The sequence below is a fragment of the Kocuria sp. BT304 genome, from assembly GCF_003290245.1.
GTDB classification, from domain to species: Bacteria; Actinomycetota; Actinomycetes; order Actinomycetales; family Micrococcaceae; genus Kocuria; species Kocuria rhizophila_A.
On sequence record NZ_CP030039.1, the window covers coordinates 502,837 to 523,863 of the forward strand.

At 73.0% G+C, this 21,027-nt stretch carries 21 protein-coding genes and 1 tRNA gene; 17 read left to right on the forward strand and 5 right to left on the reverse strand.

Annotated features, from left to right (window positions below; translation table 11 throughout):
- Positions 1-149: 149 nt before the first annotated feature.
- The 3 genes from upp to DNL27_RS02270 all read left to right on the forward strand — a co-directional run bounded on the left by upp (position 150) and on the right by DNL27_RS02270 (position 2,470).
- On the forward strand, positions 150-785 hold the full coding sequence (upp, locus tag DNL27_RS02260; RefSeq protein WP_012397395.1) for a uracil phosphoribosyltransferase: 636 nt from the start codon (positions 150-152) through the stop codon (positions 783-785).
- 257 nt (positions 786-1,042) lie between these two features.
- Positions 1,043-1,837, forward strand: a complete 795-nt coding sequence (locus DNL27_RS02265) for a winged helix-turn-helix domain-containing protein (protein ID WP_012397396.1) — start codon at positions 1,043-1,045, stop codon at positions 1,835-1,837.
- Positions 1,838-1,948: 111 nt separating this feature from the next.
- Positions 1,949-2,470, forward strand: coding sequence for a histidine phosphatase family protein (locus DNL27_RS02270; RefSeq protein WP_012397397.1), 522 nt, complete (start codon positions 1,949-1,951; stop codon positions 2,468-2,470).
- Here the strand turns inward: DNL27_RS02270 and DNL27_RS02275 are convergent.
- From DNL27_RS02275 to DNL27_RS02285, 3 genes are all read right to left on the reverse strand, one after another.
- The gene (locus DNL27_RS02275) at positions 2,442-2,705 is read right to left on the reverse strand and encodes a hypothetical protein (protein WP_112234592.1); all 264 of its coding nucleotides are present in this window, start codon (positions 2,703-2,705) and stop codon (positions 2,442-2,444) included. The two genes, DNL27_RS02270 and DNL27_RS02275, sit on opposite strands and share 29 nt — an antisense overlap.
- A 17-nt stretch (positions 2,706-2,722) precedes the next feature.
- Positions 2,723-3,883 carry a DUF1524 domain-containing protein gene (locus DNL27_RS02280; protein WP_112234593.1) on the reverse strand — a complete coding sequence of 387 codons (1,161 nt, stop codon included), beginning with the start codon at positions 3,881-3,883 and terminating at the stop codon, positions 2,723-2,725.
- Positions 3,884-3,909: 26 nt separating this feature from the next.
- A tRNA-Arg gene (locus DNL27_RS02285) sits at positions 3,910-3,982 on the reverse strand.
- Between the two features lie 271 nt (positions 3,983-4,253).
- Here DNL27_RS02285 and DNL27_RS02290 point away from each other — a divergent pair.
- The 3 genes from DNL27_RS02290 (at position 4,254) to DNL27_RS02300 (ending at position 7,999) form a co-directional block, all read left to right on the forward strand.
- Positions 4,254-6,119: a phosphoenolpyruvate carboxykinase (GTP) gene (locus tag DNL27_RS02290; protein ID WP_012397400.1), complete on the forward strand. Its 1,866-nt coding sequence runs from the start codon at positions 4,254-4,256 to the stop codon at positions 6,117-6,119.
- A 107-nt stretch (positions 6,120-6,226) separates the two neighbouring features.
- The gene (locus tag DNL27_RS02295; RefSeq protein WP_112234594.1) at positions 6,227-6,757 is read left to right on the forward strand and encodes an Rrf2 family transcriptional regulator; all 531 of its coding nucleotides are present in this window, start codon (positions 6,227-6,229) and stop codon (positions 6,755-6,757) included.
- 57 nt (positions 6,758-6,814) lie between these two features.
- Positions 6,815-7,999 (forward strand): globin domain-containing protein, encoded by a 1,185-nt coding sequence (locus DNL27_RS02300; protein WP_112234595.1) that lies wholly within the window; start codon positions 6,815-6,817, stop codon positions 7,997-7,999.
- 250 nt (positions 8,000-8,249) lie between these two features.
- Here the strand turns inward: DNL27_RS02300 and DNL27_RS02305 are convergent, their stop codons facing one another.
- Positions 8,250-9,659, reverse strand: a complete 1,410-nt coding sequence (locus tag DNL27_RS02305; protein ID WP_112234596.1) for a phosphomannomutase/phosphoglucomutase — start codon at positions 9,657-9,659, stop codon at positions 8,250-8,252.
- An 80-nt stretch (positions 9,660-9,739) separates the two neighbouring features.
- On the opposite strand from DNL27_RS02305, the gene manA reads away from it, so the two are divergent.
- From manA to DNL27_RS02340, 9 genes are all read left to right on the forward strand, one after another.
- Complete coding sequence (gene manA, locus DNL27_RS02310) at positions 9,740-10,969, forward strand: mannose-6-phosphate isomerase, class I (RefSeq protein WP_239494418.1); 1,230 nt, start codon at positions 9,740-9,742, stop codon at positions 10,967-10,969.
- A 73-nt stretch (positions 10,970-11,042) separates the two neighbouring features.
- The gene (locus tag DNL27_RS02315) at positions 11,043-11,591 is read left to right on the forward strand and encodes a TetR/AcrR family transcriptional regulator (protein ID WP_012397405.1); all 549 of its coding nucleotides are present in this window, start codon (positions 11,043-11,045) and stop codon (positions 11,589-11,591) included.
- Between the two features lie 113 nt (positions 11,592-11,704).
- Positions 11,705-12,367: an NAD(P)-binding oxidoreductase gene (locus DNL27_RS02320; protein ID WP_112234598.1), complete on the forward strand. Its 663-nt coding sequence runs from the start codon at positions 11,705-11,707 to the stop codon at positions 12,365-12,367.
- A gap of 77 nt (positions 12,368-12,444) precedes the next feature.
- Positions 12,445-12,783, forward strand: a complete 339-nt coding sequence (locus tag DNL27_RS02325) for an acylphosphatase (protein ID WP_204360320.1) — start codon at positions 12,445-12,447, stop codon at positions 12,781-12,783.
- 80 nt (positions 12,784-12,863) lie between these two features.
- The gene (locus tag DNL27_RS12345; protein ID WP_239494419.1) at positions 12,864-13,055 is read left to right on the forward strand and encodes a hypothetical protein; all 192 of its coding nucleotides are present in this window, start codon (positions 12,864-12,866) and stop codon (positions 13,053-13,055) included.
- Between the two features lie 82 nt (positions 13,056-13,137).
- Entirely contained in the window at positions 13,138-14,559 is a 1,422-nt protein-coding gene (locus tag DNL27_RS02330; RefSeq protein WP_239494420.1) for a pyruvate kinase, read from the forward strand.
- Entirely contained in the window at positions 14,475-14,693 is a 219-nt protein-coding gene (locus DNL27_RS12350; RefSeq protein WP_226905781.1) for a hypothetical protein, read from the forward strand. Before DNL27_RS02330 ends, DNL27_RS12350 begins: the two co-directional genes overlap by 85 nt.
- A gap of 184 nt (positions 14,694-14,877) precedes the next feature.
- Positions 14,878-15,687 carry a hypothetical protein gene (locus DNL27_RS02335; RefSeq protein ID WP_012397412.1) on the forward strand — a complete coding sequence of 270 codons (810 nt, stop codon included), beginning with the start codon at positions 14,878-14,880 and terminating at the stop codon, positions 15,685-15,687.
- Between the two features lie 144 nt (positions 15,688-15,831).
- On the forward strand, positions 15,832-16,773 hold the full coding sequence (locus tag DNL27_RS02340) for a glycerophosphodiester phosphodiesterase family protein (RefSeq protein ID WP_012397413.1): 942 nt from the start codon (positions 15,832-15,834) through the stop codon (positions 16,771-16,773).
- Positions 16,774-16,893: 120 nt separating this feature from the next.
- Here DNL27_RS02340 and purB read toward each other — a convergent pair whose 3' ends face one another.
- A complete protein-coding gene (gene purB, locus DNL27_RS02345; protein ID WP_112234600.1) occupies positions 16,894-18,336 on the reverse strand; it encodes an adenylosuccinate lyase in 1,443 nt (480 codons plus the stop codon).
- Between the two features lie 178 nt (positions 18,337-18,514).
- Here purB and DNL27_RS12570 point away from each other — a divergent pair, with 178 nt between their 5' ends.
- Together DNL27_RS12570 and DNL27_RS02355 are read left to right on the forward strand one after the other, a co-directional pair.
- Positions 18,515-18,919 carry a hypothetical protein gene (locus DNL27_RS12570; protein ID WP_058954675.1) on the forward strand — a complete coding sequence of 135 codons (405 nt, stop codon included), beginning with the start codon at positions 18,515-18,517 and terminating at the stop codon, positions 18,917-18,919.
- 77 nt (positions 18,920-18,996) lie between these two features.
- Positions 18,997-20,991 (forward strand): lipase family protein, encoded by a 1,995-nt coding sequence (locus DNL27_RS02355; RefSeq protein ID WP_239494498.1) that lies wholly within the window; start codon positions 18,997-18,999, stop codon positions 20,989-20,991.
- The last annotated feature ends 36 nt before the right edge of the window (positions 20,992-21,027 follow it).

Consider the following 21,027-nt stretch of genomic DNA (forward strand, 5'->3'; position numbering starts at 1 on the left):
CCTGCACGGCGTGCGGCGGTGTCCCGTGACGAAGTCGTGACGTGACCCGTCCGGCCGGGGACGGCGGCGTCGTGGGCGCGTGGGCCGGGGCCGGTGGAGCCCGCTCCGGCGATGGTCCGCGCAGCCGGCGCTACTGCTAGATTCTGGGTATGCGAGTCACTGTCTTGGATCACCCGTTGGTCGCCCACAAGCTGAGCGTGTTGCGCGAGAAGGACACCCCGTCCCCCGTGTTCCGCCAGCTGGTGGAGGAACTGGTCACGCTGCTGGCCTACGAGGCCACCCGGGATGTCCGCGTGGAGCCGGTGACCATCCAGACCCCGGTGGCCGAGACGCAGGGCACCGCCCTGACCCGCCCGCGCCCGCTGGTGGTTCCCATCCTGCGCGCCGGGCTGGGGATGCTCGAGGGCATGACCCACCTGATCCCCACCGCGGAGGTCGGCTTCCTGGGCATGGCCCGGGACGACGCCACCCTGGACATCATCACCTACGCCGAACGGCTGCCGGACGACCTCACGGGGCGCCAGGTGTACGTGCTCGATCCCATGCTCGCCACGGGTGGCACCCTCAGCGAGGCCATCAAGTTCCTGTACCGCCGCGGTGCGCAGGACATCACGTGCGTGTGCCTGCTGGCCGCCCCCGAGGGGCTCGACCGGCTCGAGAAGGAGCTCGGGGACAGCGAGGTGAACGTGGTGCTCGCCTCCGTGGACGAGCGGCTCGACGAGAACGCCTACATCGTGCCGGGGCTCGGGGACGCCGGGGACCGTCTGTACGGCGTCGTGGACTGAGCTGCCCGGCAGCCGCCGACCAGCGAAAGACGTGCGGGATGTGATCCCCCACCATGATGCGCCACACCTGACCCCTAAGCCCGGGCGAATTGCAACCTTTTTTCGCTCCGGACACGCCAGAGGTGTACCCCATCTCACCATGTGAGAAAAAAGCGCATATATTACTTGCCAGTCCAGCCCCATGTCGCGGAACATGGGATATAACACCGTTTTCCAGGAAATTCACGGGAACGGGGCTTCACGAGGCAGGGGTACGAATGTCAGGCGCACCGGGCTACGTCCACATCTCCCAGCGGCACCGGCTGTCCGGCGCCCAGGCCCCTGTGCGCGCACGCGGAGCCCACCGCGCTCCCGGGGCTCCCGAGGAGCACCGCCACCTGCGCTCCGTCTCCGCGGACTACGCCCCCGAGGTCCGGGACCCCCAGGTGCCCGACCAGCAGCCCACCGAGGCCCGCGGCTTCGTGCTGTACGTGGGCGTGGACGAGCAGGCCGCGGCGGACCGGGGGATCAACCTGGTCCAGCTCGTGCAGGAGATCCGCCAGCACATCCGTTCCACCGTTCCCGGGTCCGACTCCTACGCCGCCGTGGCGCTCGCCCCGGTGAACGCGCAGGGCACGGACCTCGAGGTGGTGCGCAGCGCCCTGGGGGACCCCACCTTCACGGATCCGGTGATCGAGCCCATCGCGCCGCTGCCCGCGTGCGGTGCCGGCAGCCGCATCGACCACCAGCGCGTGGGCGTGCTGATCGACCTGTCCCGCCGCGAGGTGTTCCTGGACGGGGACCTGCTCAACCTCACGCACCGCGAGTTCGAGCTGCTCAACTACCTGGTGGAGAACGGCACGCGCACCGTGGGCCGCACCGAGCTGCTCGACAACCTGTGGGAGGACGCCGAGGAGGTGCCCTCCGAGCGCACCATCGACGTCCACGTGCGGCGGCTGCGCTCCAAGCTGGGGCGCCTGGCCAACACCGTGCGCACCGTGCGGGGCCAGGGCTACCGCTTCTACGACCACCCCGAGGTGGTCGTGTGGGCGGCTCCCGAGTACTCCATCTGACGGCGCCGCGGCCGCACGTGCGCGCCGCCGCGAAGCGTGCACGACGCCGCCCGCAACGGTGCCCGGCGGCGTCGTCACCCGGGGTGGGCGGCCCGTGACAGACTGGCCTGCATGACCCGCCACGACCTCAAGCACCTGGTGATCATGCGCCACGGGCAAGCCGACTACCCGCGGGACGTCCCGGACCACGACCGTCCGCTCGTGCCGCGCGGTGCGCGGGAGGCCGCGGCGGCGGGGGCGTGGCTGGCGGAGAACGCGCCGCCCGAGATGATCCTGGTCTCGCCCGCCCTGCGCACGCGGCAGACGGTCACGTGGGTGTGCCACGAACTGGGGGAGAAGGCGCCCACTCCCCAGTTGTGGGAGGGGCTCTACAACGGGGCGGACGCCCAGCTGGTCGCCGCGGTCAACCACGTGCCGGAATCCGTGCGCACCCTGCTGGTGGTCGCGCACATGCCGGGTGTCCTGGACGCCGTGCTGCGCCTGGCCTCACGCGACTCGGACCCGGACGCCATGATGGACGTGGCCGGTGGCTTCCCCACCGCGGGCACCGCGGTGCTGGAGGTCCCCGGGGACTGGGCGCTGCTCGACGGTGCGGACGCCCGCCTCACCGCGTTCCACGCACCGGAGGTGTGACCCGCCGCCGGCGCGCCTCACGCCGGGCGCGGGCGATGACGAACGCCAGGGAGATCCCCGCGCTCATCACGCTCAGCAGGAGCAGGACGAACCCGATCACGGCGGTGCCCAGACCGTCGTCGTCCGGGACGAGAGGCAGGCCCAGCAGCGCGGCACCCCACAGCACCGCGGCCAGCGCCACCAGGACGCCCGCGGTGAGCCACAGGCTCCGCAGCGTGCGGTGGAAGGGTCTCATGCGGCCTCGTGCAGGGGTCAGTGCTTGGCCTCGCACGCTACACCGTCGCCGTCCCCGTCCAGACCCGGTCGGTACCCGGGGGATCCCGCGTACAGCGGCGCCATCCCGGCGGCGCGGGCCTCGGCGCAGCGGGAGAAGTACACGTCCCCGCCGGGCGCACCCGCACCGGCCGGGGGCTGCGCAGAAGCCGGCAGCCGGGGTGCGGGCGCGGCCGGGGCGGCGGGTGCCGCCGGCACGGCGGGCGGTGCCGCGGGTTCCGCGGCGGGTTCGTCCGCCGGGGCCGGAACGGCGCGCGGGCCCGGCAGTATCTGCTCGGGGCACGTGTCCAGCACGCGGATCAGCGCCTGCTTCTCCGCGTCCGTGACCCACAGCTCGTAGGTCTTCTTCACCGCGATCTGCGTGGCGACGTACTCGCAGCGCTCGCCCCTGGCCGGGGGCAGCCAGGTGGCGGCGTCCCCGTCGGACTTCGCAGTGTTGCTCGGGCCGTCCACGGCCAGCAGGTTGAGGGGGTCGTTGGCGAGCTCGGTGCGCCGGGCGGCGTCGAGCTGCTGCGCACCCTTCTGCCACGCGTCGGAGAGGGCCACCACGTGGTCGATCTGCACCTCCGCGCTGGTGTCCCGGCCCGCCGTGAACGCCATGGCCTCCCCCGTGTACGGGCTCAGCAGCGAGCCCGCGGCCACCTTGCAGCCGTGCGTGCCCGGCTTCACCTCCACCCCGGTGAGGTCCCGCCGCAGGATGTCGTTGCGGGTGTCGCAGCCGTTGTGGTCCGTGTCTGCCCAGCGGGGGCCGAACTCGTCCCGCGAGTAGCCGGTCCTGGGCGCGCGGCCCTTCACGGGGATTTCTCCCAGTGCCGCGAGCGCCGTTCCGGGTGCGGCACTGCGCGTGCGGTCGGAGGGGGACGACGACGCCGTCCCCGCCCCGGCTGCCCCGGTGCGGCTCGCGGCCGGCGTGGGGGAGGGCGCGGGCGGCGTCGTCGTGTCGGTTGTGCGCGCAGCGGAGGCGGTCGGCGCGTCCGACGAGGGGGCGGACGTGCCCGGGGCGCCGCACCCGGCGAGGGCGACGGCGAGCACCGCGGCCACGATGGCGGTGCTGCGGGCGGGGGAGGTGCGGGGGGAAGTCAGGGAGTCCTCGATCCTGGCGGCGCCGGCGGGGCGGCGGTTAACGCAAGGACCCCGCATCCGGTGGATGCGGGGTCCCGATGGAGTGCGCCCGATAGGATTCGAACCTACAACCTTCTGATCCGTAGTCAGATGCTCTATCCGTTGAGCTACAGGCGCCCTCGTGCAGCGGCACGCGGCCTCTGCAACGGGTAACAACTTACACCCGCGTGCCCCCGGCGACAAATCGCGGAGCTCTCCGTGCGGGGTGGATGTGGTGTAACTCTCGTCCGGGGTTCCCGGCACCGCGATAGACTCCAGGCACACCCCCGTGCCCCCGGGGGAGGCCCGACCCCGGCGCCGTTGCACAGCGAGGTGCGGCGCGTGAACCGGCGGCCGCGGCCCCGCGGTGGTGCGGCACGCACGACGGCCTCAACGAGGAGACATGTCAATGGCTGACAACAGCACAGCAAGCACCGGGACCACCGAGCTCAACCGCGAGGTCCAGCAGTCGCTGGACAACCCGCCCACGGACTACCGGGAGCTCGTGGACTGGGTGCGCGAGGTCGCAGAGCTTGCCACGCCGGACCGCATCCACTGGGCGGACGGCTCCGAGGCCGAGTGGGCCCAGCTGACCGACCAGATGGTCGAGGCCGGCACGCTGGTGCGTCTCGCGGAGGACAAGTTCCCCAATTCGTTCGCGGCGTTCTCCGACCCCGAGGACGTCGCCCGCGTGGAGGAGCGCACCTTCATCTGCACCAAGACCCAGAAGGGGGCGGGGCCCACCAACAACTGGGAGGACCCGCAGGTCATGAAGGAGACCCTGCGCAAGCGCTTCAACGGCGCCATGCGCGGGCGCACCATGTACGTGATCCCGTTCGTCATGGGCTCCCTGGACGCGCAGAAGCCCCAGTACGGCGTGGAGATCACCGACTCCCCCTACGTGGTGTGCTCCATGCGCATCATGGCCACCATCGGCACGGACGTGCTGGAGAAGATGTCCCGGGACAAGGCCCCGTTCGTGGAGTGCGTGCACTCCCTGGGCGCCCCGCTGCAGCCGGGCGAGGAGGACGTCCCCTGGCCCTGCAACCCGGCCAAGTACATCGTGCAGTTCCCCGAGGACCGCGCCATCTGGTCCTTCGGCTCCGGCTACGGCGGCAACGCACTGCTGGGCAAGAAGTGCTACGCGCTGCGCATCGCCTCCGCGATCGCCCACGACGAGGGCTGGCTGGCCGAGCACATGCTGATCCTCAAGGTCACGGACCCCGAGGGCGACTCCCGCTTCATCGCCGCGGCCTTCCCGTCCGCGTGCGGCAAGACCAACTTCGCGATGCTCGAGCCCACCATCGAGGGCTGGAAGGCCGAGATGGTCGGGGACGACATCGCCTGGATCCGCTTCGGCAAGGACCGCACCCCGCGCGTGGTCAACCCGGAGGCTGGGCTGTTCGGCGTGGCGCCGGGCACCGGGTGGTCCACCAACCCGAACGCGATGCACGCGATTGCCCGCGGCAACACCATCTTCACCAACGTGGCGCTGACCGACGACGGCGGCGTGTGGTGGGAGGGCATGACCGACGAGGTCCCCGAGCACCTCACGGACTGGAAGGGCAACGACTGGACCCCGGAGTCCGGGCGACCCGCCGCGCACCCCAACTCCCGGTTCTGCACCCCCATCAAGCAGGTGGAGATCCTGGCCCCGGAGTACGACGACCCCGAGGGCGTGCCGCTGTCCGCGATCATCTTCGGCGGGCGCCGCAAGACCACCGTGCCCCTGGTGTCCGAGTCCTTCGGGTGGGAGCACGGCGTGTTCCAGGGCGCCACGCTGTCCTCCGAGACCACCGCCGCCGCCAAGGGTGCGGTGGGTGTGGTGCGCCGCGACCCCATGGCCATGCTCCCGTTCATCGGCTACAACGCCAACGACTACCTCGAGCACTGGCTGGACACCGGCGCCCGCATGGGCGAGGAGAACATGCCGCGGATCTACTACGTGAACTGGTTCCGCCGCACCCCGGACGGCGGTTTCGCGTGGCCCGGCTTCGGTGAGAACTCGCGCGTGGTCAAGTGGATCGTGGAACGCCTCAAGGGCACCGCGGGCGGCCACGAGACCCCCGTGGGCATCCTCCCGGCCAAGGAGGACCTCGACCTCACGGGTCTGGAGATCTCCGACGAGGAGATCGAGGCAGCCCTGCGCGTGGACAAGGACGAGTGGCTCGCGGAGCTGCCCGGCATCGACGAGTGGTTCGCTCGACTGCGCGACGTCCCCGAGGTCATCCTCGAGCAGCGCGCCGGTCTCGAGGAGCGCCTGAAGAACGACTGACGAGGGCCGGCACCCGCCGGACCCCCTGTGCGATTGCGCCGCGCGGCCGAGCTGGCCGCGCGGCGTCGTCGTGCGTGCCGACGGACGGCACCGAGGAGAGGAAGACCATGCGGCTCACGGCGTTCTCGGACATCGCCCTGCGCGTGTTGCTGCTCATGGGCGGGCTGCCGCAGGGCACCATGCTGTCCACGCAACGCATCGCGGAGGGCGTGGGTGCCCCGTACCACCACGTGGCCAAGACCGTGGCGCGGCTGCGGGGGATGGGCCTGCTGTGCTCGCAGCGCGGCCGCGCGGGAGGCGTTGCCCTCACGGCCGAGGGGTGCGGGGTGAGCGTGGGCCGGGTGCTGCGGGAGCTCGAGGCGGACACGGCGATCGTGGAGTGTGAGGCGGACGAGGCGGCGTGCCCGCTGAACCACGGGTGCCGGTTGCGCCGGGCGCTGAACAGTGCCCGGGAGGCGTTCTACCGGGAGCTCGACGGCGTCACGGTCGCGGACCTGGTGAACCCCCGCCAGGTGGGGCCGATCGCCGTGCAGCTGGGGCTGCGCCCGCCCGCCGGGGGCACTGCACCGGGCGAGGGGGCGGCGGGCGTCACCCCGGTCACTCGCACGGGTGGGGGACCCGACAGCACCGCTCACTAAACACAGCATATGAAATGCTAAATTGGTCTCGTCAGGTTCAGACGAGAGGAAGCCGCCATGCTGTCCGAGAAGTCACGCCCGGTCATCGCCCAGACCCTGGGGATCATCGCCGAGCGGATCCCCCACATCACCCCGGTGTTCTACCGGTCCATGTTCGAGGCTCGCCCGGACCTGCTGGACGGGATGTTCAGCCGCGCCAACCAGAAGAACGGCACGCAGCCGCAGGCGCTGGCCGGGTCGATCGCCATGTTCGCCTCGCACCTGCTGAACCACCCGGACTCCTACCCGGACGAGGTGCTCTCCCGCGTGGCGCACAAGCACGCGTCCCTCGGGCTCGATCCCCGGGAGTACCCCACGGTGCACGAGCACCTGTTCAAGGCCATTGCCGCGGACCTCGGGGACGCCGCCACCCCGGAGGTCGTGGCCGCATGGGACGAGGTCTACTGGCTCATGGCGGACGCGCTCATCGCCCTCGAGAAGGACCTCTACGCCCGGCAGGCCAACCGCGTGGCGTTCGCGCCCTTCCGTGTGAGCGCCAGGGAGGCCGTGGCGGACGGTGTGCTGGCCTTCGAGTTCGAGCCCGCGGACGGCACCCCCATGACCCCGGCGGTCCCGGGGCAGTACGTGACCGTGCAGGTCACCGTGACCGACGGGCTGCGCCAGCCCCGCCAGTTCACGCTGGTGCCGGGCCGCCCGGGCCACCGCCGGGTGATCGTGCGGGAGGACCCGCAGGGGGAGGTCACCCCGGTGCTGCACCGGGACGTGGCCGTGGGGGACGTCCTGGAGCTCTCCAATCCGTACGGGGACGTGGTCCTGGACCCGGCGTCCCCCGCTCCGCTCGTGCTGGTGTCCGCGGGCATCGGGATCACGCCGGTGCTCGCGTTCCTCGACCAGCTCGTGCGCGAGGATCCCGAGCGGGAGGTGCTGGTGCTGCACGCGGACCGCTCCACGGCGGCCTGGCCGTGCCGGGAGCAGGTGCGGGAGTACGTCTCGCAGCTGCCCAACGCCCGCCTGGTCTCGTGGCTCGGGGTTCCGGGGGAGGGGGACCACGAGGGGCGGATGGACGTCTCCCGGGTGGAGGTCCCCGCGGACGCCGAGGTGTTCATGTGCGGCCCGCTGCCGTTCATGCAGGCCGTGCGCTCGCAGCTGGTCGACGCGGGCGTGCCCGGCCGCGCAATCCACTACGAGATCTTCGGCCCGGACCTGTGGATGCTCCACGACGAGGCCCGCGCCGCGGCCTGAGCCCCGTCACCACTGCCACAACGCGCGCGACCGCTCGGCGGGGCGCCGGGCGGCGGTGACCCGGTGGGCCGGTGACGTCGCCCGTTCGCGGTGCCCCCCGCCCAGCGCCCGCGGGCACGCGCGGAGGGCTCGGGCACCCGCGGAGGGCCGGGTACGTGCGGAGGGCCGGGGGTACGACGACGCCGCGCGGCCGGGTGGCTGCGCGGCGTCGTCGTACCCTGTCCGGAGGCGGGGATGGTGCCCGGGGTGCTCAGCCCTGGCGGACGATCCCGAGGACGGTGTCCCGCACGGCCTCCATGGCCGCGGCGTCCGGGGCCTCCACGTTGAGCCGCAGGAAGGGCTCCGTGTTGGAGGGGCGCAGGTTGAACCACCAGCCCTGGGTGGGGTGCGTGAACGTGGTGCCGTCCATGTCCTCGACCGTGACCGCGGGATCGGTCTCGGCGAAGTGCGCGCGCACGCGGTCCACGGCGGCGGCCTTGTCCTCGATCTCGGAGTTGATCTCGCCGGAGGCCACGTACGGGTCGTAGCGGTCCATGAGATCGCTGAGCGTGCCGGTCTGCTCGCCCAGGGCGGCCAGCACGTGCATGGCCGCGAGCATCCCGGTGTCCGCGTTGAAGAAGTCCTTGAAGTAATAGTGCGCGGAGTGCTCCCCGCCGAACACGGCGCGCTCGGAGGCCATCACGGCCTTGATGAAGGAGTGGCCCACGCGGGTGCGCACGGCGCGCCCGCCGTTCGCCTCGATCAGCTCCGGCACGGCCTGGGAGGTGATGAGGTTGTGGATCACCACGGGGTGCTCCTCGCCCGCGGCCTGCGCACGGGCGATCTCCCGCTCCGCGACGATCGCCGCCACGGCGGACGGGGAGACCGGCTCGCCGTTCTGGTCCACCACGAAGCAGCGGTCGGCATCCCCGTCGAACGCGAGGCCGATGTCGGCGCCGTGCTCCCGGACGGCCTTCTGCAGGTCCACCAGGTTGGCGGGCTCCAGCGGGTTGGCCGGGTGGTTGGGGAACGTGCCGTCCAGCTCGAAGTACAGGGGCACGATCTCCAGGTGCAGGGCCTCCAGCAGGGCATCGCCCAGCACCGCGGGGGTGGTGAGACCGGCCATGCCGTTGCCGGCGTCCACCACGACCTTCAGCGGACGGATCCCGCTCAGGTCCACGAGCGAGCGCAGGTAGCGGGCGTAGTCGCCCAGCACGTCCCGGCGGGTCACCCGACCACCGCGCGGCACGGCCTCGATCTCGCCCGCGTCCAGGTACGCCTGGGCGGCGTCGCGGATCTCGTACAGCCCGGTGTCCGAGGACACGGGCACCGCACCGGCCTGGGCCATCTTGATCCCGTTGTACTGCGCCGGGTTGTGGCTCGCCGTGAACGTGGCGCCCGCGCAGTCCAGGGTGCCGCACGCGAAGTACAGCTCGTCCGTGGAGATGCTGCCGATCACCGTGACGTCCGCGCCACGGCGGGTGGCACCGGCCGCGAAGGCCTCGACGAACTCCGGGGAGGAGGGGCGCATGTCCCCGCCCACCACCACGGAGGAGCCGGTCAGGCCCAGGACGTCCACGAAGGCCGCGCCCGTGGCCCGCACGCTCTCGGCGGTGATGCTCTCGCCCACGATGCCGCGCACGTCGTAGGCCTTGAATGATGAGGAAAGGTCTGTGGTCACGGCCCCGATTCTACGGGAGGGGCCCTGGGGGTTCGCGGGGTGCCAGGGTCCGCGCGGGGCGCTGTGGTTACATGTGTGGCATGGCCGAGTTCCTGAGGATGAGCAACCCGATCCAGCACTACGCCTGGGGGTCCTGCTCGGTGCTCGCCGACATGCAGGGCCGCCCCGGGCCCACCGAACGGCCGGAGGCGGAGCTGTGGATGGGCGCCCACGCGAGCGCACCGTCGCGCGTGGAGCTCGCCGGGCAGCAGCGGGGCCTGGACGAGATCGCCCCGCACCTGCCGTTCCTGCTCAAGGTCCTGGCCATCGACGCACCCCTGTCCATCCAGGTCCACCCCTCCTCCGACCAGGCACGGGAGGGCTTCGCGCGGGAGAACGCCGCCGGGATCGCCCCGGACGCACCCCACCGCAACTACCGGGACGAGCACGCCAAGCCGGAGACGGTCATCGCCCTCACGGACATGTGGCTGCTCGCCGGGCAGCAGGAGCCCGGGCGGCTCGCGGAGCTCGCCGAGACGCTGGACCTGCCGTGGCTCGCTGCGGCGGCCGCCTCCCCGTGTCCCCTGCGCCACGCCCTGGAGCTCGGTGACGACGACGCCGCCGCGGCCGTGCGCGTGTGCGTCACCGCGGCCGCCTCCGCACGCGACACGGCGGCGTCCTCACAAGAGGGGACCGGGTCGCTGTCCCCGGAGCAGGGCCCGGCCGAGCGCGCCGTGCACCTCATCGAGCTGCTGAGCCGGCACCACCCGCAGGACCGGGGGATGCTGGTGGCCCTGTGCATGAACGTGGTGCACCTGGCTCCGGGGCAGGCGCTGTTCACCCCCGCGCAGCAGGTCCACGCCTACCTCAGCGGCACGGCCGTGGAGATCATGGGGTGCTCGGACAACGTGCTGCGGGCGGGGCTGACCTCCAAGCACGTCGACGTCCCCGAGCTGCTCGCCGTGATGGCGCAGACCCAGGAGCCCGTGGAACTGCTGCAGACCCGCACCGCCGAGGACGGCGCCGTGCACTACCCCCTGTGGGATCCGGCCCTGTCCCTCGTGTCCGCGCGGGTGGCACCCGGTGCGCCGCTCGTGCGCGAGGTCGCGGACACCTGCATGGTGCTCGTCACCGAGGGCTCCGTACGGGTCTCCGCCACGGCGGGGCCCGAGGACGGCGGCGCGCAGGACGAGGGCACGGCCGCGGCGGCCGGGGAGTCGCTCGTGCGCCTGGGCGGCGCGTGCACCGTGCGGATCACCGGCGAGGGGTGTGTGTTCCTCGTGGAGGCCGTGACTCCCGGCCGGCCGCACGGGCCCCGTCTCACCCTTTAGATGGTCGCGCGCGGCCGCCGAGAGGCGTTGAATGGCTGGGCCCATGTTTGACGAGCAGTGCTAGGGAGTGCAGATGGACCGGCGGATCGAACGCACCCGCGCGGCAGTGGTGCAGGCCACCGTGGAGCTGGTGGCGTCCCGCGGTTCGCAGGTCGGGATGACCGAGATCGCTGACGCCGCGGGCGTCAGCCGCAAGGCCGTGTACGAGAACTTCGGCTCCAGGGACCAGGTGCTGTGCAGCGCCACCCAGAGTCTGCTGGCCACGGTGCCCCTGCGCGTGAGCGCGCTGGACGCCGAGCGGCCGAACCCCTGGGACGTGGTGCTCGCGCCCATCGCCGAGCACGTGGAGCAGTTCCGGGACTTCTACCGCGCGGTGCTCTCCGGACCCGGCTGCTTCCTGGTGCGGGACGCCGTGGTGGACCACGCGGTCACCGGGCTGCGGGAGGTGCGCGGGCGCATCGAGGACCCCCGCGTGCGGGACGCCGGCGAGTGCGACCGCTTCATCGTGCACGGTCTCGTGGGCGTGATCGCCGAGTCCCTCGTGGCGCAGCCGGGCGTGAGCGTGCAGTCCCTGGCCCACTCCCTCAGTGCGGGGCTCGCGGAGTCGATGAGCTGCTGCTGAGGGCGGGCCCACCACGCCCCCTGCCGGAATAATCACGTCCTCACAGCCGCTGTACGGAGTCCAGGGGCGCGCGAGCACCCCTCACAGATCCGTTCCGACAGGAAGGACTCACAATGTCCCAGATCACGATCATCGGCGGCCACGGCAAGGTGGCGCTGCAGCTGAGCCGGCTGCTCTCCTCGCAGGGGGACACGGTCAACGCCGTGATCCGCAAGGAGGAGCAGAGTCAGGACGTGCAGGACGCGGGCGCGAACCCCGTGGTCGCGGACGTGCAGGAGATGGACGTGGCGGCGCTGAGCGAGCTGCTGGCCGGGCAGGACGCCGTGGTCTGGTCCGCGGGCGCCGGCGGGGGCTCCCCCGAGCGCACCTACGCCGTGGACCGTGACGCCGCCATCCGCTCGATGGACGCCGCCGAGGCCGCCGGTGTGAAGCGCTACGTGATGGTCTCCTACATGGGCGCCGGGCAGGACCACGGTGTGCCCCAGGACAACGACTTCTACGCCTACGCCCAGTCCAAGGCGGACGCGGACGACCACCTGCGGGCGAGCTCCTTGGACTGGACCATCCTGGGCCCCGGAATGCTCACCGACGACGCCGCCACGGGCTCGATCGCGATCGGCAGGGCCGAGGAGGACGGCAACCGGGACACCGCCCGCGGCAACGTGGCACTGGTGGCCGCCAGGGTGCTGGCCGACCCCGCCCACACCGTGCACCGCTTCGTCGAGTTCGCGGACGGCAGCACCCCGATCGCCGAGGCCGTCGACTCGCTGGACTGATCCGCACACCGATCGCCCGGTCCGCGCCGCCCCTGCCGGGGTGCCGTGCGGGCCGGGCGATCTTCTAGGCTGAGCGCATGGACATGCCATCAATCCAACCCGAGGCCTCCGACGGCCACCCCCGGGAGCGCATGGACCTCAACGAGGTCATCGCCCTGACCACCGTGGTCCACGGGACCGTCCAGGGGGTCGGCTTCCGCTACTGGTGCTGGCGGCAGGCGGAGAAGCTCGGGCTCACCGGCACTGCGACCAACCAGGAGGACGGCACCGTGGGCGTCGTCGCCGAGGGGCCGCGCTGGGCCGTGGGGGAGTTCCTGCAGGCCCTGATCTCCCGCGACACCCCCGGGGCCGTGATCACCGTGGACGAGCACTTCGGCCCCGCCACCGGTCAGTACACGGACTTCACCACCCACTGATCCGCGGCCGTGTTCACCTCCGGTTGGTCTGCGGACCCTACCGTGGGGGGGTCCGACCGACCGCCCGCGAGGAGGAGTCCATGACCGTCACGAGTTCCCCGGGGACCGGCTCCCGGCCCGAGCCCGCGGCCCGGTGCCTGGGCGGCGTCGTCGAGCTGCTGGAGCGCATCCGTGAGGCCCGTCGCGCACGTCTCGCGGACGTCAACCGGGTGGCGCCCCGGCACCGGCACTCCGCGCTGAACCTGGTGGACTACACCGCCGTGCGCTCCTAGGACCTCAGGGAGCTGCAGACTGAGCTCGCTGCTGGGGGTCTCCTCCCTCGGGTGCATGGGGTCCGGGGTCGCGGAGCACCTCGTGGCGGTCGCGCTGACGCTGGCCGCCGTGGCGGGCACGGATGCCCGGCTGCCCGACCTCGACCCGGGCCTGCCGCCGGGGGAGGACGCCCTCCCCGGACCACTGACGCTGGAACGCGACACCGTGCGCCTCGTGGGCCAGGCCCGTGAGCGCCGCGCCACGCGCATCATGGTCAGGATGCCCACCGACGCCGCCCGGGACCCGGCGCTCGTCAGGCGCATGGTGGCCGTCGGCATGGACGTGGCGCGCATCAGCTGCGCCCACGACGGGCCGCGGGAGTGGGCCGCGATGCTCGAGCACCTCCGGACGGCGGCCGCGGAGCTGGGCACCGACCTGCGGGTGGCCATGGACCTCGCGGGGCCCAAGGTGCGCACGGGACCCGTGGCACCGGGCCCGCGCGTGGAGAAGATCAAGCCCGAACGGGACGCCACGGGCCACGTGCACCGCCCCGCCCGGCTGCGGCTCGGCACGCAGCGCTCGGAGGACGTCCCCGCGGTGCCCGTGGAGCCCCAGGGGTGGCTCGCCGCGCGCACCGAGGGCGAGCGCCTCCGGCTGCGCGATGCCCGGGACTCCGGACGCACCCTGCGCGTGGTGGAGGTCCACGAGGACGCCGTGCTGGTGGAGTTCTCCAAGACCGTCTACTTCGCCACGGGGATCGTCCTGAGGGCCCCGGACGGTGCGGAGGCCGTGCTCGGCGAGCTGCCCGAGACCGAGCAGTCCCTGCGCGTGGCGGTGGGCGAGACCCTGCGCCTGCTGAACCACACGGACCCCGTGCCCGCGGAGGGCACGGCTCCGCTCGGCATCGGCTGCACCCTCCCCGAGGCCTTCCGGGACGCCGCCGCCGGGCACCGCGTGTGGCTGGACGACGGCAGGATCGGCGGGGTGATCCGCTCGGTGCACCCGCAGCACATGGACGTGGAGATCACCCACGCCGGGCCCACGGGCAGCAGACTCCGGGCCGAGAAGGGCATCAACTTCCCGTACACGGACCTGCACCTGCCCGCGCTGACGGAGAAGGACCGCGAGGACCTGGCGTTCGTGGCCCGCCACGCGGACATCGTCAACATGTCCTTCGTGCGCAGTGCCCAGGACGTGGCGGACCTGCTCGCCCGCCTGGAGGCGCTGGACGCCCGCTCCGTGGACGTCACCCTCAAGATCGAGACCGTGGGCGGGTTCGAGCACCTGCCCATGATCCTGCTGGAGGTCATGCGGTGGCAGGACTCCGGTGTCATGATCGCCCGCGGGGACCTCGCGGTGGAGACCGGTTTCGAGCGCATGGCCGAGGTGCAGCAGGAGATCCTGTGGCTGCGCACGTCCCGGTGGTCTGGGCCACCCAGGTGCTGGAGACCCTCGCCAAGAAGGGCCTGCCCTCCCGCGCCGAGATCACGGACGCCGCCCAGGGCCAGCAGGCCGAGTGCGTGATGCTCAACAAGGGGCCCTTCGTGGTGGAGGCCATCCGCACCCTCTCCTCTGTGCTGGAACGGATGTCCGGGCACGCCTCCAAGAAGACGGACCTGCTGCGGCAGCTGCACGCGTGGCGGGACTTCGTGCGCTGAGGGGAGCGGGCCCGTCCCGTGAACCGGAGCCGCGAACCCGCCCCGCGACCCACGGCTGCGGGCCCGTCCTGTGAGCCCTGGGCGTACGGCGGCGCGCGGTGGCGGGCGCTGTGTCATAGTGAATCCGGAGATTTCCGGCGCACCCGCCGAACAACCCCCCATCCGTGTCGAGGAGTGGACAGAGATGCGCGTTAACCCCCTGAACAAGGCGTTCGACGAGAACGGCCAGCCCTCGCCGGGCGTCAACAAGTTCCTCAACCACGCGCTGCGCATGCAGAAGCCCTGGGTGGTCAAGATGATCAAGCACATGCGCCGCCAGCACCCGGACGAGACCCCCGCCCAGCTGGCCAAGCGCGCCCAGAAGCTCTACGTGCGCTCCGTGACCGCCGGCGGCGGCGCGGTGGGCGCAACGGCCGCGGTGCCGGGCATCGGCACGCTGGCCTCCTTCGGGCTCTCGTCGGTGGCCGTGACCGGCTACCTCGAGGCCACCGCGCTGTACGCGCAGGCCGTGGCGGAGCTGCACGGTGTGGAGCCGCAGGACGACGAGCAGAACCGCACCATGGTCATGGCCCTCATGCTCGGCGAGGACGGTCAGGCCCTCATGGGCCAGCTGCTCACCAGCTCCTCCGCGAGCAAGAGTCTCTCCGGCAAGTGGGGGCTCATGATGGGCAAGTCCTCGGACCACTCCAAGCGCTTCGACGTGGGCCGGTCCATCCGCAACATGTTCGTCAAGCGGTTCATCGCCCGCCAGTCCGGCGCGATGCTCGGCCGTGCCCTGCCCTTCGGCATCGGTGCGGTGGTCGGCGGCGGCGCCAACCTGGCCATGGCCCGGCAGGTCATCAAGTCCGCGCAGGAGGCGTTCGGGGAGTTCCCCTCGGACTTCCCGGCCACGCTGGCCGTGGACGAGCGTGCCGCGGCGTTCGAGGGCGGGACCACCGCCACCCAGCAGGAGGCCGTGGAGTCCTCCGCGAAGGGGCGCACCCGGGGCAAGTAGCCACCCGACCACGCGCGCACGGGCGCCCGGGTGACCACGGTTCCCCGGGGCGCCCGTGCGCGTTCACGCGGACGTCACCGGGAGGTCACCTCCGCGTCGGGCGGCGCTCGGACCCGCGTTTCCCCCGCCTCCTAGCGTGGGGCCGTGGCCACCCCGACCGAACCGCCCGCCGCCCGCCCCCTGGTCTACGCGCACCGCGGCTCCTCGCAGCGCTATCCCGAGCTCACCCGGGCCGCGTTCGTGCAGGCCCTCGCCGATGGCGCCGACGGCGTGGAGTGCGACGTCCACCTCACCCGTGACGGGCACCTGGTGCTGCACCACGACGCCCACCTGGGGCGCACCTCGAACGGCAGCGGACCCGTGGGCCAGCACACGCTCGCGCAGCTGCGGCGGCTGGACTTCACCACGTGGAAGGGCGTGCGGATCCCGCCGACCCACGGGGCACCGCACGAGCAGCTCATGACGCTCGACGAGCTGCTGGACCTGCTGCTCGCCGCGGGGCGGCCGGTGGGGCTGGCGGTCGAGACCAAGCACCCCAGCCCCCACGGGCAGGGACTCGAGGAGGCGCTGCTGGTGCTGCTCATGCGCCGCGGCTGGAACCCGGAGACCGGCAGGCTCGGCACCGTGACGGTGTCGATCATGAGCTTCCACCCCGACGCCGTCCGCTACGTCCTGGGGGTGGTGGCCCCGCGGCACGTGTGCCAGCTGGTCACGCAGTCCACCGTGGCCTCGGTGCGCTCGAGCCTCGGGGTGGGCTCGGCCACCGCCGCCGTGTGCCGCGCCGGGATGCGGCTCGTGGTGCCCCCGGCCGTCCCGCTGATCTCCCGCGGCGAGGTGGAGATCGCGGGGCCTGGGATCCGGTTCGTGCGGGAGAACCCGCGGCTGGTCGAGCGCTGGCGGGAGCGCGGCTCCACCCTGCGGGTGTGGACGGTGGACACGTTCGCGGACACCCACGTGTGCCTGGCCCTGGGAGTCCAGCAGATCACCACGAACGTTCCGGCCCTGGTGCGGAGCTGGACCGATCCGCACCGGGCCCCGGTTCCGGGGCACCGGACGCGCGTCCCCCAGGTGCTCGGGTCGGTCTGAGGGGAGACCCGCTGCGGCTGACTCATTCCTCGGGCCCATCCCTCCGGCCCATCCCTCCGGCCCGGGTGGTCCGAGAACGGCCGGCGGGCCCTGCACGGGACCGCCGCCCGGCGGTGCGGCTCAGAGGCCGTAGGTGTCCACGAGCTCCTCGGCCAGACCGGTGTAGCCGCCCGGGGTCAGGGCGCTGAGCCGCTGCGCGGTCTGCTCGGAGAGCCCCAGCCCGGCGATGAACTCGCGCATCCGGTCGGCGTCCACGCGGTGGCCCCGGGTGAGGTCCTTGAGCCGTTCGTAGGGGTTGTCCATGCCCTCGCGCCCGGCGATCGCCTCGGCCCGCATGGCGGTCTGGACGGCCTCGCCCAGCACCTCCCAGTTGCCGTCGAGGTCTTCGGCGAGGGTGGCCTCCGCGACGTCGAGGCGCTCCAGGCCCTTGACCACGTTGGAGATGGCCAGCAGCGAGTGGCCGAAGGCCACGCCGATGTTGCGCTGCGAGGAGGAGTCCGTGAGATCGCGCTGCCAGCGGGAGGTCACGAGGGTGGCGGCCAGGGTGTCCAGCAGCGAGCAGGAGATCTCCGCGTTGGCCTCCGCGTTCTCGAAGCGGATGGGGTTGACCTTGTGGGGCATGGTGGACGAGCCCGTGGCACCCTCCACGGGGATCTGCTGGAAGTAGCCGATGGAGATGTAGGACCACACGTCCGTGCAGAGGTTGTGCAGGATCCGGTTGAACCGGGACACGTCCGCGTACAGCTCCGCCTGCCAGTCGTGGGACTCGATCTGGGTGGTCAGGGGGTTCCACGTGAGGCCCAGCCCGGTCACGAAGGTCCGGGAGACCGCGGGCCAGTCGGTGTCCGGGGCGGCCGCCGTGTGCGCCGCGAACGTGCCGGTGGCGCCGTTGAGCTTGCCCAGGAACTCGGTGCCGGCCACCCGCTGCAGCTGCCGGTCCAGGCGGTGGGCGAACACCGCGAGCTCCTTGCCCAGCGTGGTGGGCGTGGCCGGCTGGCCGTGGGTGTGGGACAGCATGGGCGTGGCCTTGGCCTCGCGCGCCATGGTGGACACCGCCGCCACCAGTCCGCGGGCCGAGGGAAGCCACACGTTCTGCACGGCGTCCTTGATCCCGAGTGCGTAGGCCAGGTTGTTGATGTCCTCGGACGTGCACGCGAAGTGCACCAGGGGCGTGAGGTGCTCGAGACCCAGCTCGGGCAGCCGTCGGGCGATGAAGTACTCCACGGCCTTGACGTCGTGCACTGTGACGGCTTCGAGCTCCGCGAGCTCCGCGACGGAGGCGGCGTCGAAACCGGTCACGAGCGCGCGCAGCCCGGCCTGCTGCTCCGCAGTGAGGGGGTCGAGCCCGGGCAGGGCGCGCCGCTCGCACAGGTGGATGAACCACTCCACCTCCACGTGCACGCGCTCCCGGTTCAGGGCTGCCTCGGAGAGGTGGTCCACGAGCGCGGAGGTCTGCGGGCGGTAGCGGCCGTCCAGGGGCCCCAGGGCTATCGCGGGGCTCTGCTGGCCCAGGGCCACTCGTCCGGACGGGAGGGTCTGCGCGGCGTTCGACATGGCCCCCATTCTTCCACGGGCCCGCGGCCCGGTGCCGCGGCGAGCGCACTGCACCGCGGCACGCTCCGGGGCCTGTGGCGCCGCGGTGTCCCGGGGGCCCGCGACCGGCCCGTGCCGCCGGGCACCCCGTCCTAGCCTGGTCCCGCGCGCCGGCCGCCTCGCCCGGGCCGCGCGGAGAGGACACGAGATGACATCCACGCTCAACGCGGCCCCCGGGCTGCACCCCGGGCTCGGCGCCATGGTCCACGAGCAGCTCACGGCGCTCGCCCAGCGCTACGACGACGTCGCGGAACGGCTCGGCGCGCTGGGCCACCGGGTCGGCGGCCTGGGACAGGCCCACGGCGCCTGGACCGGGCCCGGGTCCCGGGCCTTCCGGGCCCGCGTGGAGCGCCACGAGCGCACCCTCGCCCGGGACGTGGAGGCGTGCCGTGAGGCCGCGCGGTCGGTGCGCTGGGCGGCTGCGGTGCTCGCGGAGCGCCTTGCCGCGCTCGAGACGGCCGCGGAGCTGGGCGCGCCCCTGGTCTCGGTGCTGAGCACCCTGCTGGGTCCCGGCGTCGTGCTCCCGTCACTCGGGTCGGAGCGCCGGGGATGAGCGCCGCGGAGGGTGCGGGCCGCGGTGCGCCGCCCGCGGGAAGCACGGCGGGTGCGCCGTCGTTCCCTGCCGGGGGCGTGACCGAGGTCCGTGGCCCCGCCCAGGACGTCCAGGCGCAGCTGTTCGGCGAGGGGGACCCGTGGCGCCCTGCCGCGCAGGGGTTCACCTCCGCCCGGGAGGTCGCCGCCGCGGCGGAGGGCGCGCGGCAGAGCATGAGCGTGCACGGGGGAGCGGCGTCGGGGCAGGGCGGCGGGATCGTCACGGTGGACGGCGACGGCCTCCGGGGCACCTCCGAGGACCTCGGGCGCGCGGCGGGCGAGCTCGGGGAGGCCGCGGCCGCACTCGTGCCGCTCACGGCCGAGCTGGAGCTGTGGGCGCTCACGGGTCAGGTGCTGCTCGGGGACGCCGCCGCGCTGTCGGGCGCCCTGGTGGCGAGCGTGCTGGAGCACACGGCCGGGGTCGCCCTGACCGCCGGGCGGCTCGGCCGGGCCGCGCTGCGCTACGACGTCACGGAGCACGCCCTGGCCGGGTCGTTCACAGCCGCGGCCCTGGGCTCGCCGCTGGGGGGACTGAGCGCGTCCTTCGCGAGGGAGGCGGCGCGGACCGCGGAGGACGTCGAGGTGGCCCTGGCACGGGCGGACGTGGACTCTCCCGCGGCGTTGCGCGAGCGCGTGCGGTTCTCGGCCCTGGGGGTGATCGTGCGGGGCGGCGGCCCCCACGGCACCGACGCCGTGATCCGCGGCCCCGGGGTGGACGACCTCCTGGACGGGGTGTTGCAGCTGCCCGGTCCGGGCGGGGTGCCGGGACGGGAGGACCCCGGCGCTGGGCACGCTCCCGGTGGCGCGGCGGCGCCGGGATCCTCGCCCCTGACGCTCGGCCAGTACCTGCGCGGCGTGGTGGTGGGCCGGCTCGACGGCGCGGGCCGGCGGCTGGCCCGCGGGCCGGGGGAGGGCGACCTGCCGGCCACGGACGCGGAGCTCCTCGACTCCCTCGAGCCCTCGGTGGCCGCCATGATGCTCGCGAATCCCACGACCGCGGGGATCTACGCGCTGTACCGCACCGGGCGGCGGCTGAGCGCTGCGGAGCGCCCGGGTCCGGGGCTCACCGGGGTGCTGCGCGGCCTCGAGAAGGAACGGGCTCTGTACCCGGCGCGCCGGGAGGTGTTCACGGGGGTGACCCCCGCGACCGCCGCCGCCCAGCACATGACCCCGCTCTCCGGGCGACCGTTGCCGGTGGGCGTGCACCACGACGGCGCCGTGCCCACCACGGTGGCGGGCACGGCGGCCGCCCTCAAGGACGCCAAGAGCATCGTCTCGGGGACGGACGCGGACGGCCGGCCCGTGGAGAACAGCACCGTGATGGTTCAGAAGGCCACCGGGGCGGACGGGCGCACCGCGTACTCCGTGGTCCTCACCGGCACGGAGAAGTGGACGGACAGCGCCGGGGTGCACGACCTCAAGGGGATCGGCCAGGGAATGACCACCGTGCCCTCGGCACCGCTCAGCGAGCTCCCCCAGGCCCAGCGCATGGCGGTGCAGGCTCTGCGGGACGCGGGGATCCGCCCCGGGGACACCGTGGTGCTCACGGGTCACAGCCTGGGCGGGATCGACGCCGCCGGGCTTGCCGCCAACCAGCAGTTCCGGGGGCTCTACGACGTCGCCGCGGTCACCACCTTCGGCGCGCCCGTGGGGGACTTCGCGATCCCCGGGGAGACCTCCGTGATGGCCGTGGAGCACGTGGACGACGTGGTGCCCACCCTGGACGGCGTGCCCAACCCGGACGGCGCGCACCGTTCCACGGTGCAGGTCAACACCCCCTACGCGGGCGCCCTGGAGTGGTACGGCGGTCGCACCGGGGCCACCGCGCACGAGATGCACCTCTACACCGTGGGGGCCCAGGGCATCTCCGGCTCCGGTCACCCGGTGGTCCTGGCCCACGAGCAGCGGCTCGCGGACGCGGTGCCCCACGGTCCCGGGACCCGCACCGAGAGCTACGTGTACGAGGGGTGGGAGGAGCACACCGGGCTCGACGGCGTGGTGAGCCCCCGGCGGGCCGCGGACCGCGTGCGGTGAGCGGCGCCCTCCGGGCCCGGGCCCGGTGCTCGGGCA

What these genes read in the sequence shown, in the direction of transcription:
- upp (WP_012397395.1), top strand. Translation starts at nt 150, where the DNA reads ATGCGAGTCACTGTCTTGGATCACCCGTTGGTCGCCCACAAGCTGAGC.
- DNL27_RS02265 (WP_012397396.1), top strand. Translation starts at nt 1,043, where the DNA reads ATGTCAGGCGCACCGGGCTACGTCCACATCTCCCAGCGGCACCGGCTG.
- DNL27_RS02270 (WP_012397397.1), top strand. Translation starts at nt 1,949, where the DNA reads ATGACCCGCCACGACCTCAAGCACCTGGTGATCATGCGCCACGGGCAA.
- DNL27_RS02275 (WP_112234592.1), bottom strand. Translation starts at nt 2,705, where the DNA reads ATGAGACCCTTCCACCGCACGCTGCGGAGCCTGTGGCTCACCGCGGGC.
- DNL27_RS02280 (WP_112234593.1), bottom strand. Translation starts at nt 3,883, where the DNA reads ATGCGGGGTCCTTGCGTTAACCGCCGCCCCGCCGGCGCCGCCAGGATC.
- DNL27_RS02290 (WP_012397400.1), top strand. Translation starts at nt 4,254, where the DNA reads ATGGCTGACAACAGCACAGCAAGCACCGGGACCACCGAGCTCAACCGC.
- DNL27_RS02295 (WP_112234594.1), top strand. Translation starts at nt 6,227, where the DNA reads ATGCGGCTCACGGCGTTCTCGGACATCGCCCTGCGCGTGTTGCTGCTC.
- DNL27_RS02300 (WP_112234595.1), top strand. Translation starts at nt 6,815, where the DNA reads ATGCTGTCCGAGAAGTCACGCCCGGTCATCGCCCAGACCCTGGGGATC.
- manA (WP_239494418.1), top strand. Translation starts at nt 9,740, where the DNA reads ATGGCCGAGTTCCTGAGGATGAGCAACCCGATCCAGCACTACGCCTGG.
- DNL27_RS02315 (WP_012397405.1), top strand. Translation starts at nt 11,043, where the DNA reads ATGGACCGGCGGATCGAACGCACCCGCGCGGCAGTGGTGCAGGCCACC.
- DNL27_RS02320 (WP_112234598.1), top strand. Translation starts at nt 11,705, where the DNA reads ATGTCCCAGATCACGATCATCGGCGGCCACGGCAAGGTGGCGCTGCAG.
- DNL27_RS02325 (WP_204360320.1), top strand. Translation starts at nt 12,445, where the DNA reads ATGGACATGCCATCAATCCAACCCGAGGCCTCCGACGGCCACCCCCGG.
- DNL27_RS12345 (WP_239494419.1), top strand. Translation starts at nt 12,864, where the DNA reads ATGACCGTCACGAGTTCCCCGGGGACCGGCTCCCGGCCCGAGCCCGCG.
- DNL27_RS02335 (WP_012397412.1), top strand. Translation starts at nt 14,878, where the DNA reads ATGCGCGTTAACCCCCTGAACAAGGCGTTCGACGAGAACGGCCAGCCC.
- purB (WP_112234600.1), bottom strand. Translation starts at nt 18,336, where the DNA reads ATGGGGGCCATGTCGAACGCCGCGCAGACCCTCCCGTCCGGACGAGTG.
- DNL27_RS12570 (WP_058954675.1), top strand. Translation starts at nt 18,515, where the DNA reads ATGACATCCACGCTCAACGCGGCCCCCGGGCTGCACCCCGGGCTCGGC.